This is a genomic window from Exiguobacterium sp. Helios (assembly GCF_014524545.1).
Lineage (GTDB): Bacteria > Bacillota > Bacilli > Exiguobacteriales > Exiguobacteriaceae > Exiguobacterium_A.
In genome coordinates, this window is the sequence record NZ_CP053557.1 from 2,719,374 (window position 1) to 2,732,656 (window position 13,283).

At 48.8% G+C, this 13,283-nt stretch carries 13 protein-coding genes; 8 read left to right on the forward strand and 5 right to left on the reverse strand.

The annotated features are described in order from the left end of the window. Window positions 1–31: 31 nt before the first annotated feature. On the forward strand, window positions 32–1,513 hold the full coding sequence (locus tag HNY42_RS14150; protein WP_188004698.1) for an N-acetylmuramoyl-L-alanine amidase family protein: 1,482 nt from the start codon (window positions 32–34) through the stop codon (window positions 1,511–1,513). 147 nt (window positions 1,514–1,660) lie between these two features. On the opposite strand, the gene pgmB is transcribed toward HNY42_RS14150, so the two are convergent. Continuing rightward, window positions 1,661–2,323 carry a beta-phosphoglucomutase gene (gene pgmB, locus HNY42_RS14155; RefSeq protein ID WP_114595055.1) on the reverse strand — a complete coding sequence of 221 codons (663 nt, stop codon included), beginning with the start codon at window positions 2,321–2,323 and terminating at the stop codon, window positions 1,661–1,663. A gap of 278 nt (window positions 2,324–2,601) precedes the next feature. Here pgmB and secA point away from each other — a divergent pair, with 278 nt between their 5' ends. Continuing rightward, window positions 2,602–4,968 (forward strand): preprotein translocase subunit SecA, encoded by a 2,367-nt coding sequence (gene secA, locus HNY42_RS14160; RefSeq protein WP_188004699.1) that lies wholly within the window; start codon window positions 2,602–2,604, stop codon window positions 4,966–4,968. Beyond that, the gene (locus HNY42_RS14165) at window positions 4,952–5,710 is read left to right on the forward strand and encodes an SLAP domain-containing protein (protein WP_131502248.1); all 759 of its coding nucleotides are present in this window, start codon (window positions 4,952–4,954) and stop codon (window positions 5,708–5,710) included. The genes secA and HNY42_RS14165 overlap by 17 nt, the downstream gene beginning before the upstream one ends. A 50-nt stretch (window positions 5,711–5,760) precedes the next feature. On the opposite strand, the gene HNY42_RS14170 is transcribed toward HNY42_RS14165, so the two are convergent. Together HNY42_RS14170 and HNY42_RS14175 are read right to left on the reverse strand one after the other, a co-directional pair. Further along, window positions 5,761–6,093: an Asp23/Gls24 family envelope stress response protein gene (locus tag HNY42_RS14170; RefSeq protein ID WP_233494498.1), complete on the reverse strand. Its 333-nt coding sequence runs from the start codon at window positions 6,091–6,093 to the stop codon at window positions 5,761–5,763. A 51-nt stretch (window positions 6,094–6,144) separates the two neighbouring features. Continuing rightward, on the reverse strand, window positions 6,145–7,212 hold the full coding sequence (locus HNY42_RS14175; protein WP_131502249.1) for an acyltransferase family protein: 1,068 nt from the start codon (window positions 7,210–7,212) through the stop codon (window positions 6,145–6,147). A gap of 43 nt (window positions 7,213–7,255) precedes the next feature. On the opposite strand from HNY42_RS14175, the gene HNY42_RS14180 reads away from it, so the two are divergent. Both HNY42_RS14180 and HNY42_RS14185 read left to right on the forward strand, forming a co-directional pair. After that, window positions 7,256–7,996, forward strand: coding sequence for an SGNH/GDSL hydrolase family protein (locus HNY42_RS14180; protein WP_131502250.1), 741 nt, complete (start codon window positions 7,256–7,258; stop codon window positions 7,994–7,996). A gap of 363 nt (window positions 7,997–8,359) precedes the next feature. Next, a complete protein-coding gene (locus HNY42_RS14185; RefSeq protein ID WP_188004700.1) occupies window positions 8,360–8,833 on the forward strand; it encodes a hypothetical protein in 474 nt (157 codons plus the stop codon). A gap of 63 nt (window positions 8,834–8,896) precedes the next feature. On the opposite strand, the gene HNY42_RS14190 is transcribed toward HNY42_RS14185, so the two are convergent. Together HNY42_RS14190 and HNY42_RS14195 are read right to left on the reverse strand one after the other, a co-directional pair. Then, a complete protein-coding gene (locus HNY42_RS14190; RefSeq protein ID WP_131502252.1) occupies window positions 8,897–9,496 on the reverse strand; it encodes an alpha/beta hydrolase in 600 nt (199 codons plus the stop codon). Beyond that, complete coding sequence (locus HNY42_RS14195; protein ID WP_188004701.1) at window positions 9,493–10,431, reverse strand: VOC family protein; 939 nt, start codon at window positions 10,429–10,431, stop codon at window positions 9,493–9,495. The genes HNY42_RS14190 and HNY42_RS14195 overlap by 4 nt, the downstream gene beginning before the upstream one ends. A 179-nt stretch (window positions 10,432–10,610) precedes the next feature. Between HNY42_RS14195 and HNY42_RS14200 the strand changes: the two genes are divergently transcribed. The 3 genes from HNY42_RS14200 (at window position 10,611) to HNY42_RS14210 (ending at window position 13,194) form a co-directional block, all read left to right on the forward strand. After that, the gene (locus HNY42_RS14200; RefSeq protein ID WP_188004702.1) at window positions 10,611–11,504 is read left to right on the forward strand and encodes an ABC transporter ATP-binding protein; all 894 of its coding nucleotides are present in this window, start codon (window positions 10,611–10,613) and stop codon (window positions 11,502–11,504) included. Beyond that, window positions 11,494–12,696 (forward strand): ABC transporter permease, encoded by a 1,203-nt coding sequence (locus HNY42_RS14205; RefSeq protein ID WP_131502255.1) that lies wholly within the window; start codon window positions 11,494–11,496, stop codon window positions 12,694–12,696. The genes HNY42_RS14200 and HNY42_RS14205 overlap by 11 nt, the downstream gene beginning before the upstream one ends. Window positions 12,697–12,762: 66 nt before the next feature. Further along, window positions 12,763–13,194: a hypothetical protein gene (locus HNY42_RS14210; protein ID WP_131972279.1), complete on the forward strand. Its 432-nt coding sequence runs from the start codon at window positions 12,763–12,765 to the stop codon at window positions 13,192–13,194. Window positions 13,195–13,283: the final 89 nt, after the last annotated feature.

The window sequence follows — 13,283 nt, forward strand, 5'->3', positions numbered from 1 at the left end:
TCATTCTACTTAAAAGGAGACTGGAAATTTAATGGACAAATTAACTAAAATCTTAACAATGGCACTAGTACTTTTGCTTCTGACTACCATCGCTTTTCCGTCCTCATTAGTATCGGCTGCATCCGGCGTAACGTTTACGAAAACAATCTATCAAACAACAGATTTATTGAATTTACGTTCGACTGACTCGATCTCTTCGAAAAAATTAACAACGATTCCGAAAAAAACGTCTCTGACGTCCAACTACCGGATCGGGGAATGGTATCGTGTAACACACAATGGCAAGACGGGTTATGTACTCGGTCAATACTTAACGAAAGTCGTCACCGGGACGAACTTTACAAAAACGAATTACCAGACGACAGATGCTTTGTCGTTTCGACAGGCAGCCTCGACGTCTTCGGCACGTCTGTTGACGATTCCCGCGAATACGACGCTCGCATCAAGCTTCCGGGACGGCGATTGGTACAAAGTGACGTATAACAAACAGACCGGTTTTGTATCGGGTGCCTATTTAAAGAAAGCGACGGCATCATCGACAGCTTATACGACGACCGAACGGCTGAACTTCCGGAGTGCCCCGACGACATCCGGTGCCTTATTGATGACGATTCCGAGCAATCAAGTCGTCCAGTCCCTATCCGTCAGTTCGAACTGGCATAAAATCAATTACGGGGGCAAGACCGGATACGTCATCGGTACGTATTTGAAAAAGGGAACAGCTTCCCCTACTGCACCGTCTGCCGGAAATGCGGATTACAGCGGTAGCAAGATGTATGTCCTGATTGATGCCGGCAGCACCGTTGCCTTACGGTCATCCGCTTCCGTCCTCAGCGGACAACTCACTCGTCTCGGCCGCGGTACGCCGGTTGTCGTGACAAACAGTCTTCATAAGACACGTGGTTTTGTTGCTGTCCAAACAGCGGACGGACGACGGGGATATGTCGAAGCCACTTACTTGACGATTTTCCAGCCAAGCCCAACGAATCGTCCCTTGATTGTCCTCGATCCCGGACACGGTGCTTATGATCCCGGTGCTGTCCGGGCAGGGCTCGCAGAACGGGACATCGTCCTGTCCGTCGCGCGTCAAGTCGCCGGTCTTCTACAGGGAAAAGTAGATTTGACGCTGACGCGTTACACAAACGATTATTATCCGTCATTAGGCGAACGGAGTGCGATGGCGAATGCCTTGTCAACGTCACGGTTCGTCAGTATCCATATCAATGCTTCAAATGCCGGTAGTGCGTCCGGTGCGGAAAGTTACTACTATAAGGGAACCACTTCGGTTCAACTCGCCCAGGCGATCCAACAACGGATGACAGGTTATGCCGGTATGCGTGACCGGGGTGTCCATTTCGCTAACTATGCCGTCATTCGGGGGACGCAGGCACCAGCCGTCCTGGCGGAACTCGGTTTCCTATCCAATACGTCTGACCGTGCGAAACTGGCGGATCCCGCTTATCAAGCGCGTTATGCCCGGGCGATTGCCGACGGTATTCTCGCGACACTTTAAGTACTGCAAAAACGCTCATTCCGTTTGTCGGAACGAGCGTTTTTTTATATGACAAAAGGACCGCTCAGGGAAGCGGTCCTTTTGTACTCACATGAAAAGAGATCAATCAGATAAACCTATCTGCCATCAGGGAATGGCGGATGGTCATTAGCGACTAGCTAGGATCTGCTCAAGGGAAAGCAAATCCGTCGAATCGACACGATAGTCTGCCTCATGTAACGTCGTTTCCGGACCGACGCCGACAGCATACATACCCGCTGCGTGAATGGCCGTGATTCCTGCTGCTGCATCTTCTACACCGATACAACGTTCAGGTGCGACGTCAAGCGCCTCTGCTGCCCGTAAAAACACTTCAGGGTGTGGTTTTGACCGGGCGACGGTTGCCGCATCGACGATGTCGTCAAAATAATGCCGAACTCCAAGTGCCTCAACGACAGTCAACGCATTTTTAGAAGCTGACGCCATTCCGATCTTCAGCCCAGTCGCACGGATTTCGTCAAGGAACGCAATGATTCCCGGCAGAAGATCCTGTTCTGAGATGTGCTGGATCAACGTGACGTAATGGTCGTTCTTCTTCGTTGCGAGCGCAACTTTCTCTTGTTCCGTGAAAGCATCCTGCTTTCCGCCAAGTGTTAAAATCCGCTCCAGCGAATCAGTCCGACTGACGCCTTTCAGTGTTTCATTGAACTCCCGGTCGAACGGGATATCCAACTCCTCACCCAGTTGTTTCCAAGCCAGATAATGATACTCGGCTGTATCGGTAATTACGCCGTCCAAGTCAAAAATGACCGCTTCAATCGTTGGTGCCATTCGACATCCATCCTTTCATCCATCGTACATGAAAGACAAGAAATCGAATGATTTGCGCAAACGATTGCACTTGCCTCAAGAATTATTTTACCTGTTCCCCACATTGTTTGCAAGCGTTATCAAAAAAAACAAATCCAAATCATTAGTCTTTCCCCAAAGAAACCGTTTTCAATTTCAAGGGAATGTTTTACTTATTTCGCTCTTTACTATTCGTTTTACAATTTTTAACTGTTATAATAAAAGCGAGTTTGACAGTCGAACCGAAGGAGTGACCAACTATGTTTCAGCGTGTTAAACAATTAATAGATGAACAGAGCCGCAGAATGCGCCGTTATGAAAAAACCGTTTTATTAATTAACAGTCTGGAAGCAGAAATGGAACAAAAAACGGATGAAGAATTAAGGATTTTGACACAATCCTTAAAAACCCGCCTTCAAGCTGGTGAGAAAATCGAAGCCCTCACCGGGACAGCGTTCGCGCTTGTCCGTGAAGCGAGCAAGCGGACACTCGGTCTTCGTCACTACGATGTCCAGTTACTTGGTGGATTGGCCCTTCTGTCCGGACACATCGCCGAAATGGCGACCGGTGAAGGAAAGACACTGGTCGCGTCACTTGCAAGTTTCACCCAGGCTTTACACGGTCAAGGGGTTCATGTCATCACGGTCAACGAATATCTCGCCCGGCGTGATGCGGAACAGATCGGTCAGATTCACCGGTTTTTAGGTTTAACGGTCGGCATCAATTCAGCAGAACTGTCATTCGAAGAAAAACAACAGGCCTATGCGTCTGATATTACATACGGAGTCGGAACGGAATTTGGTTTCGATTATCTGCGCGACCATTTAGTCATGCGACAAGAGGATCGTCTGCAACGCCCCCTCCACTTCGCCTTGATTGACGAAGTCGACAGCGTCTTGATTGACGAAGCAAAAACACCGCTTATCATGGCGGAACGCGATACCGTCCATGAAGGATTACAGCAATTGGTTCGTCATGTCGTCAAAGACTTTAAAGAAGACGCTGACTATTCATACGACGAAGAAATCAAAGCGGTCGCCTTGACCGATCAAAGTATCGAGACGATCGAACGGATTTTCGGTATCGATCAGCTGTTCGCGGCCGAGCATGCCGTCCTGTTCCACTATGTCATCCAAGCACTTCGGGCCCACGTCGTTCTGAAACGGGATGTCGATTATATCGTCAAGGATGATAAAATCGCGCTCGTCGACTTATTCACCGGACGGTTGATGGAAGGACGAAGTTTATCGGATGGCCTCCATCAAGCGCTCGAGGCGAAGGAACACGTCAGCGTGACCGAAGAAAACCGGACGACGGCGCAAATTACGATTCAGCATTACTTCCGCATGTATCATCATGTGTCCGGAATGACAGGTACTGCTGCCACGTCTCGCGATGAATTTTTGAAGACGTACCGGATGGATGTTGTCTCAATTCCACCGAATCGTCCTAAAATTCGGATTGACGAAGCCGATGTCCTGTTCTTGACGAGTTCCGAGAAATATTCAGCGATTGCGGCAGCGACCGAAACGGCTCATTTGACGGGACAACCCGTCTTGATCGGAACGACTTCAATCGAACAATCCTTAAAGGTTGCCGATGTCCTTGATCAACGTCAGATCCCTTACGAAATACTGAATGCCAAGACCGTCGATCAAGAAATTCGGATTATCGAGTCCGCCGGCCGCCACGGTCGGGTGACGATTGCGACAAACATGGCAGGACGCGGAACGGATATCCTGCTTGATGATGCGGCGAAGGCGAAGGCGCAGGGCGGTTTGTTCGTCATCGGCACGGAACGGCACGAGTCCGTCCGGATCGATAACCAGTTGCGTGGTCGGGCAGGACGCCAAGGCGATCCCGGCCTGACCCGGTTCTACCTGTCGCTTGAGGATGATCTGCCCCGCCGGTTTGCGCGCGAACGGTTAGAGCGTGTCACAAAGAAACTTGGTCCTGTCAACGGTCCGGTTCATGCAAAAGAAGCTCAGCAACTGATGGCCTATGCTCAGGAAACGTGTGAATCTGTCAACCGCAGTGTCCGTGACGACCTTGTCCAACTCGAGGAAGTCATCAGTGAACAGCGCCTTGCCATTTATCGTCTTCGCAACCAAATCGTTGATTCGGCGACGCTGGAACAATTTGTTCAGCCGTTTGCGGCTCGGACCATCCGTTCCTATCTCGAGCAATATTTGACGGATGATCTCGTTCCGGAAGAATGGCCAATCGAATTATTGACGGCGGAACTGGAGCAGCTGCTGCATCAACCGGTTGAATTGGTCCTGGGTGACTCGATCGAGACCATCCAACAACAAATGGAACCGCTGATTACTTCAGTCGATCAAAAAATAGCCTTGCAGATTGCCGAAGATGAAGAGACGGCACGACGTTTCATGTTACTTGCCCTGGATGAACAGTGGACGAGTCACTTGACGGCGATGAACTCGCTCAAGGAAGGAATTCATTTACGCAGTTACGGTCAAGAACAGCCGGTTCGGATCTTCGAACGGGAAGGCATGGATTATTTCCGTTATGCCATCTTCAGTTTTGAAAAACAAGTCGTGTCTGGACTATGTCGTCTGGACGAGACTACTTTGCAAGGAGGACTGCTTCATGCAACCGTCGATTGATTCTGACATTCAACCCGCGCTTTACTTTACCGAGGATATGCCGATTGTCAAAGAAGACGAGTATGTCTTTCGCTATGCACTCAATCAGTTACCGAAACTCGGACCCAACCAGTTGGCGATCCATCTCTTTCAAGTGTTACAGACCGAACCGTTACACGTGATTGCGTTGTTCCAAAATACGCTTCCGCGTTCTTTCCAGCTGAATGATTTGGTCGTTCTCGTCCTGTCAGGTGACCAGCTCGTCGCCCGGAAAATATTCACGATTGAGGAAGTACCGGTCCTTCTTCCGACAGCGACCTTACCGCTTTGGCTCGAGTTTTCCGATGAAGAACAGTTCGTTGATTTATCGACGCTTGATGCACCGCTCGAACTCGTCTTCTCGAATGAACAGCTGACGGATCTCGTAATCGATGAGTCGTTCTCTGCTCCGGAACAGCGTTTGATTCGCCAAATCGCTTTCTCTCACCCTGCCCCGCCGACAGATGGATGGTCCCTGTTGCCGGTCTCGATTTTTAAACAGGAACAAAAGGTCGAGGCCATCGTGCTGGTCCGTAATCCGAGCGGACAGTCTCTCGAGCTGGATTCGCTGTCGTTTGAGTTACTGCTTGGTGATCAGGCCGTCGCTGCAACCCGGCATACTTCGCTGACCGTGTCCTCGCAGAGTGAACACGCAATCCGTTTAAGCTTTGATTACGTAGCACATCCGGCCGCTTCACTGGATTTACGGTATCTGCCGGAATAATCCCCTCAAAAAAATGGACTTCTCGTCAATGACGAAAAGTCCATTTTTGATTATCCTTTTAATAAACCGATTACACGTACATTAATCGCTTGCGGTTGGAATGCTAACATGTTTTCCATGTCTTGTGCAATCCGTTCCTGTACTTTTCCTGCTGTCTTGATGATCGACATCCCGTATTTGATATGGACCGAGAGACTGACCGTAATCGCACCGTCCACATCCTCGACCTTCACGAGTTTGACCATCTGTTTTTCCTGTAACTTCGAATCGTCCTGTGTAAAGGCAATTCCTTCTGTTTCCTGAACTGCTACCCCGGCAATCACTTCAATGACTTGTTGGGAAACGTTTACGACACCATCCGCATTGTTTAAGTTATATGACATACTTTCCACGCCCTTCATCTATTAATCGCTCTACTTTAAAGTGTATAGCATTTAGCCTTTTTTTGAAAGGTCTTGTCGTTCTTCGACGATTGGACGAATGTCGATTTCAATCAGTGGACGCATCAGGCGGACAACGAACGGATGAATGATTACTCCGACGATCAACAGGGCGACACCGATGACGACCAGCAAGGCGAGCCAAGTTTGCGGCACGAAGGCTGTCGTCGCGTACTGACGCCATGCCATGACGAAGAAAACATGAAGCAAGTAGACATATAAGCTGAGCTCACCCGCCCGTGTAACAAGCGGCAGACGACGCATCGGAACGAGCATCATGAATCCAAGCGATGCTGTAATCGACAGGAAGTAGATCACACTGTGCTTCAACACACCGATCCAGGCATCACTGTCATATTGTTCGACATACGGGAAGCGGTGCTTGAATGCATTCGCCAGAGCGACGATTTCTTGCGGCGTATCGCGCCACGCTTCATATAGGAGAAAACCGATGACACTCGCGAACGCCAGTCCGCCAATTAACCGGACATTCATTCTCCGTTTGAAGCTTTTCGGCATTTCAAAAATCCGGATGAACTCATGTTCCGACAAGTAGTTACCGAGCAGGAAGTAGGGATAGAACATGATCAATTTCCGTAAGGCCAAAAAACCTGTGTTTTCGAGCTCAAAGCCGTACAATAAAGCAAAGGCGAGTCCGAACCAGACATACCCACGCAGATGGACGACATACGGTGTAACGATATACCAGACGACCATGACGAACAAATACCAGAGTGCCCAGTAGGGACGCAACAGATGCGTGCCGAGATTTTGTCCGGACAACAACGGCAATCCTTCTCCAAACGTCGCCCATGAACCAATCAGGATTTGCCAGACACAATAGACGGCAAACAGTTGGATGACACGCAAGTACTTGTTTTCACGGAAGAAGTAGCCGCTTAAAATAATAAATAATGGCATGTGAAACGAATAAATGATCAAGTACACCGTTTCGAGTAACTTTCCATCGTAATCAAACCGTAAATCCGTCAGCATATGACCAATTACTACGAAAATGACAAGGAATCCTTTGATATTATCAAACCACGGATTTCGATTCATGTTACACTACCCCTTATACTCCCTCGAAAGGAACGATTGTTTTATGAAAAAAGCACTAGTCATTCTCTCGGTCGTCGCAAACGTCGTCCTCCTCGCCCTATTGCTCGGACGCAAACCGATCGAGTTATTCGAGCAGGCCTTTCCTGCCACCACTACACAACCCATCACGACATTCCAATATACGAAAAATCCGAACTACGTCCGGTTGAATAGTCTCTTTCATACTTATCAATACCCAAAATCACCGAATTCTGTCATGCTCGGTGACTCCATGACGAATTTTGGTGATTGGCGGATTTTGCTCAATGATCCGACAATCGTTAACTTCGGGATTCCCGGCGATACGACGGAAGGATTTTTGACCCGGCTTGACCTGATTGTCGAGTTGAAACCGAAACGTGTCTTCCTGATGGGCGGCATCAATGACATCCGTCACTTCACTCCGATTCCGACCATTACGGAAAACATGACGACGATCGTGACGACGCTGCGAAAAAATAACATTGATGTCGTCATTCAGTCAACACTACCCGTCGCACCCAAGTATTCCGATTCGGTCCGCGTCAATCGTGACGTCGAAGCCCTGAACCGGAATCTTGAACAGCTTGCGAAATCTGCTGGTATTCCCTTTGTTGATTTACGACCTGAGTTGACCAATCAGCAAGGTTACCTTCAAAACCGGATGACGTACGACGGGCTTCATTTGGTCGGTGGCGGCTATCTTCGATGGAGCGACGCACTCAAACCGTTTGCTGAAAAAATTCAGATTACGGAAAACAAATAACAGTCATTAAAAAAGGAGATTCCGATTTTTACGGAATCTCCTTTTTTCAGCACTCATCTACACGGTGACAGGCACCATGTCATTAGTCTTCCTGGTTTTTGACACCCATGTATGCGGCAACGCTTGATGCTGAAAATACAGCAATTGCGACGATACCGACTGCAATCCATACCACTTGATCCATCATTTTTCCCCCTTGTATGTAACCGTTCACTTTCTTTTTTTAGCGTACACGAAATTCGTCAAGAAAGAAACACATTTTCTATGTCTAACGACTAGACGTTTCGGGAAAAAGTAACTATAGTAGAAGGACAAGTATAAATTGTCAGAAAATTCGATTATTTAAAAAAGGAGGTGATTCTGATGTCAACCCCAATCCTGAAACCCCGATTTCAGATGAAGCAACAACAACGAAGTATAGTCAACTTTAGTTATTGGCTTGTCATCGGTATCATTGGATGGACGATGATCAGTTTCGTAACCGGACTTCGCAATCAGCTGGGGGGTCTCCCGATCTACGAAAGCATCCCGCTTGTGTTGGCTGTCCTCTTAACCACCGGCGTCCTGTTAAAAATGGCCCGGGATGAATGGTGGATCCGGTATCTCAATCGTCAAACCCAGTTTTACATCGGTCATGAAACCGTCGTGACCTGGTGCCTCATCATCGATAGTATGTGGTTGATCCGTAAACCGATGCGCCGTGAACTCCGTCACCTCTACCGACACATCACCCAAACGAAAACATCATCAGAAGCCATCGAGACGCTTGCGAACGAGCTCGTCGAACGTGGTGTCCTCATCGTCTATTCCCGTCCTAAGAGCGACCATCCTGCTTGAACAAAAAAAGAGCATGGAATGTCAGGACATCTGCTCCCTGCATCCCGTGCTTTTTTGCTGTCGTTATTTTTGAGTCAGCCATTCTGCTGCTGCTTCGATCGTCGGCATGACGAGCTGATGACCGTGGTTTGACCAGGTCACATCAACCGTAGCTCCTGCCTGTTCAAAAATCGCTTTCAAATCTTCCGTCTCCGAAGCCGGACAGATTGGATCGTTCGTTCCGGCTCCGATAAAGATTCGAACCCGCGACGAATCCGGTAACGTCACACCGCGACGCGGTACCATCGGATGCAATAAAATCGCCTGTTCAAATAACCGTTCTTCAAACATCATATTCGCTGCGATGTTGGCACCATTCGAATAACCGACCGGGATGACATCTTGAAGCGAAAAGTCCGACGTGCGGCTCATGTCTTTCACGAACTCCATCAAACGGGCTGTCCGGAGGGCGAGATCCTCTTCATCAAAAACCCCTTCCGCCAATCGTTTGAAGAATCGGGGCATTCCGTTTTCCGTCACCTCACCCCGGACCGACAGATAACCGGCCTCCGGATCGAGGAGCCGGACGAGTCCGACTAAATCCTGTTCCGTCCCGCCTGTTCCGTGCAATAAAAGAAAAATGGGTGCGCCTGGTCGTTTAGCAGGTTCAAATAAATGAATCATATGAGTCTCCCCTTTGGTAGTCTGATGGGTGCGACATGTCCTTCAATTGTCGCCCGGTGTGCTTCGAACTGTTCCGGTAATTTTAACGCTTCTCCTAATACTTCAAATGCTTCATCGACCGCAAATCCCGGATTATCGGTGGCGATTTCATGCAGAATCCGTCCACGGTCGTGGAAGTAGACCGATGTAAAGTAATTCCGGTCTTTCACTTCTGTCGTCATCAAGCCAAACGTATTGATTTGTTTCATCCAGTCCATTTGCTGTGCCTGATCATCGGCCCGCCACGCGATATGGTGGACGGTCCCGGCACCCGGTCGCCCAACCGGTACGTTCGTATGCAGGATATCGACGGTGTTGCCGAATTCGCCTTCCGCTTCATAACGATCCATCGTCTCGGAACGTTTCGCAACCGTTAATCCGAATGCATCCGTTAAGAGACGTCCTGTATCTGCCGGATCATGCGACAACAAGGTCGCACCGGCAAACCCTTTGATGGCGACATCGGTTGAGATGCCGTCGATTTCAAAGCGGCTGTTTGCGCCTTTGCTGCGTTCGACGAGTTCAATCTGTAATCCGTGCGGATCCTGAAAGACAAGTTGTTTTTCGCCGAAACGTTCGGCTTCTTCAAAGACAACTCCTTTTTCCGTCAAACGGTTTTTCCAAAAGTCATAGCTCCCAGTCGGAATCGCATATGCCGTCGTTCCAACCTGCCCCGCTCCGACTTTCCCCTGCTGCATGCCTTCAAACGGGAAAAAGGTGATAATCGTCCCGGGTGCACCCGATTCATTGCCAAAATAAAAATGATAGGTTCCCGGATCGTCAAAGTTGACCGTTTTCTTGACGAAACGCAGACCAAGCGTCGTACCGTAAAAATCAAGATTTTCCTGTGGATTACCGACCATTGCTGAAATGTGATGAATGCCTTTTGTTTTCATATTCGTTCACGCTCCCTTCTCATCATTCCCTTTAACACAATAATAGTAACTTATTTACTAAAAGTAAATTATTATGCTTGAACATCTCTTTTTTGGAACCTTTCTTCCATTTCCCCGTAAGAATAAGAGATACTTCAACTGGACCATGCATTTTATCTGAATGAGGGAGGACTGATTCCATGCTTGAAATCAAAGCCATCACGAAACGATTCGGGACGTTCACAGCGGTCGACGATTTATCATTCGAAGTGCCGGAAGGACAGATTTTCGGATTACTCGGAGCGAACGGGGCCGGAAAAACAACGACGTTCCGGATGTTACTCGGTTTATTGAAACCGACGGAAGGGTCGATCACCTGGAAAGGACAGCCGATTCCTTTATCAAAAATCGGTTACCTTCCTGAGGAACGTGGCTTGTATCCGAAAATCCGGGTCGACGAACAATTGATTTTTTTAGCCGAACTACGTGACATGAAACGAAAAGATGCTAAACAGTCTTTACTCGAATGGCTCAATTACTTCCAGATTCCGCAGTACGAAAAGATGCGTGTCGAACAATTATCAAAAGGTAATCAACAAAAGATCCAATTGATTTCTGCCGTCTTACATAAACCGGACCTGCTGATTTTAGATGAACCGTTCAGCGGACTCGATCCCGTTAACGTCGAACAACTGAAAAAAGCGGTCCGGAAACTGACGGCAGAAGGAACGACCATCGTCTTCTCGAGCCACCGGATGGATCATGTTGAAGAACTGTGCGAACATGTCGCTATTCTCGATCACGGGAAACCGGTCGTCGCCGGTTACCTGCCGGAAATCAAGGCCGGATACGGCAAGACACGGGTCTTGTTGACGACAGATGCCCCTGCCCTGCTTTGGGATACATTGCCGGGAATTCTCCAGGTCGAATCAGACGGAACCGGTCACAATTTACAGGTGGAATCGAAAGAAGCTGCCGATTCCCTGCTCCGTCATTTGATTACGGAAGGATTCCATGTCGAACGATTCGTCTGGGATCAACTATCCCTGCAGGACATCTTCATCGAGGAGGTTGGAAAACGTTATGAACCGTAAATTCCTGACATTGTATCGGTTTAGTCTGTTTCAAAAATTACGCGCGAAAAGTTTTCTCATCTCGACCGTTCTGATGATTGTGTTCCTCGTTGGATTCAGCAACATCGAACGGATCATCGACTGGTTTTCGGGCGATGACCCGAAAATCGCAGTCGTCAGCTCCCTGGAAGCTCCGATCATTCCCGTCTTAAAAGACGTCGGTATCAAAACGAATATTACCGAAAAAGACTATTCCCTGAAACAGGCGCGACAAGTCGTCGACAAAGGAACGTATGATGCTGTCGCCTTATTGTCCGACGATCCGTACCGGGTGACGTTAATCAGTGCCAGTCCGGAACAGGAGTTGCAGACGCAACTGTCTGCCGCTTTAAAACAGGTCCGTGATCAGACGGTCATCACTGACGCCGACGTCGATCCGGCGTTGCTTGCTTCGCTTGCCGCTCCCATCGACGTCAAACAAGAATTGACATCGACCGGCGGCAAAAGCGAAGACGAATTGTTCGCTGCTTCCGCCCTCGTCTATGTATTGCTGTTCCTGATGTACTTTACGATTGCCATCTACGGCGGCATGATCGTGACGGAAATTGCCAATGAAAAATCATCGCGTGTCATGGAATTGCTGATTTCTGCCGCCAGCCCGATTCAGCATATGTTGGCGAAAATCACCTCGATCGCCACCGTCAGTCTGATTCAATTATCGTTACTCGTCGGAGTCGGCTATTACAGTGCCCAAAGCAGCAGTCTGTTTGATCAGCTGTCGCTTGATTCACTGAGCGTCAAGACGATTGTGTATCTGTTCGTCTTCTTCTTGCTCGGTTATCTGCTGTATGCGACGCTGCTCGCCGCCCTCGGTTCGCTCGTCAGTCGGGTTGAAGATGCCCAACAGGTCACCTTGCCGGTCATCATGTTGATCGTCGCTGCTTTCACGGTGTCGATTTTCAGCCTGAACGCCCCGACGAACCAGGCAGTCGTCATCCTGTCATTCGTGCCGTTCTTTACCCCGATGTTGATGTTCTTACGTGTCATGCTGACGGAAGTCCCGGTCTGGCAAGTCGCGTTATCCCTCCTCCTGATGGGAATCAGCATCGCCCTCGCCCTGTTCGTCGGAACACGATTCTATCGCGGGGGTGTCCTCTTTTACGGATCAAATCCGTTGAAGCAACTGCGTCGTATTTTAGGTGGCCGCCAGTAGTAGTTTACAAGACGAACCGTTTCCGCTATCGTTAGGTGAGAAAAAGCCTTGAGGAGGAATTACGTTATGCGGTCTCGTTTTTGGGCAGCGATTTTATTCACAGCTGCCGCCATCGTCTCGTCCCTTGTCATGTTTACGAAATTTCCACAAGCAAGTGAGACATGGAAGCTGGTCCTCGCTTATGGCGGAGTGACATTCATCGTCAGTTTATTTTATTGGTCTTTCGTCGCTGTACGCGTCCAGTCCTCCCGTTTATATGGAAGCTGGATCGGCGTCTTTATCGGTGGAACAACAGTCTTACTCGTTTGTGTCGCTCGTTTCCTGATTCGGGGAGACTTCATGATGATTTTAAAATGGCAGGCCATGCTTGGCAGTCTGACTTTAAACTTCGGATATGTCGGCTGGGTGCTTGTCATCGCAAATGCCTTCATCGGTTTCTTGATTGGACGGACACGACAAAAAGGACGCCGGGCACCACGTCCTGCGCCACAGCGTTAATTCATTTAAAACAGAACTGACTTGAACGTCAGTGTTCATACAAACGAGGAAGACGGATATTACATCCGCCTTCCTCGTTTGTTTATCCT

Coding starts and splice junctions, on each gene's coding strand:
- HNY42_RS14180 (WP_131502250.1), top strand. CDS start 7,256: ATGAAAAAAGCACTAGTCATTCTCTCGGTCGTCGCAAACGTCGTCCTC.
- HNY42_RS14185 (WP_188004700.1), top strand. CDS start 8,360: ATGTCAACCCCAATCCTGAAACCCCGATTTCAGATGAAGCAACAACAA.
- pgmB (WP_114595055.1), bottom strand. CDS start 2,323: ATGGCACCAACGATTGAAGCGGTCATTTTTGACTTGGACGGCGTAATT.
- HNY42_RS14150 (WP_188004698.1), top strand. CDS start 32: ATGGACAAATTAACTAAAATCTTAACAATGGCACTAGTACTTTTGCTT.
- HNY42_RS14170 (WP_233494498.1), bottom strand. CDS start 6,093: ATGTCATATAACTTAAACAATGCGGATGGTGTCGTAAACGTTTCCCAA.
- HNY42_RS14195 (WP_188004701.1), bottom strand. CDS start 10,431: ATGAAAACAAAAGGCATTCATCACATTTCAGCAATGGTCGGTAATCCA.
- HNY42_RS14165 (WP_131502248.1), top strand. CDS start 4,952: ATGCAACCGTCGATTGATTCTGACATTCAACCCGCGCTTTACTTTACC.
- HNY42_RS14205 (WP_131502255.1), top strand. CDS start 11,494: ATGAACCGTAAATTCCTGACATTGTATCGGTTTAGTCTGTTTCAAAAA.
- HNY42_RS14200 (WP_188004702.1), top strand. CDS start 10,611: ATGCTTGAAATCAAAGCCATCACGAAACGATTCGGGACGTTCACAGCG.
- HNY42_RS14210 (WP_131972279.1), top strand. CDS start 12,763: ATGCGGTCTCGTTTTTGGGCAGCGATTTTATTCACAGCTGCCGCCATC.
- HNY42_RS14190 (WP_131502252.1), bottom strand. CDS start 9,496: ATGATTCATTTATTTGAACCTGCTAAACGACCAGGCGCACCCATTTTT.
- secA (WP_188004699.1), top strand. CDS start 2,602: ATGTTTCAGCGTGTTAAACAATTAATAGATGAACAGAGCCGCAGAATG.
- HNY42_RS14175 (WP_131502249.1), bottom strand. CDS start 7,212: ATGAATCGAAATCCGTGGTTTGATAATATCAAAGGATTCCTTGTCATT.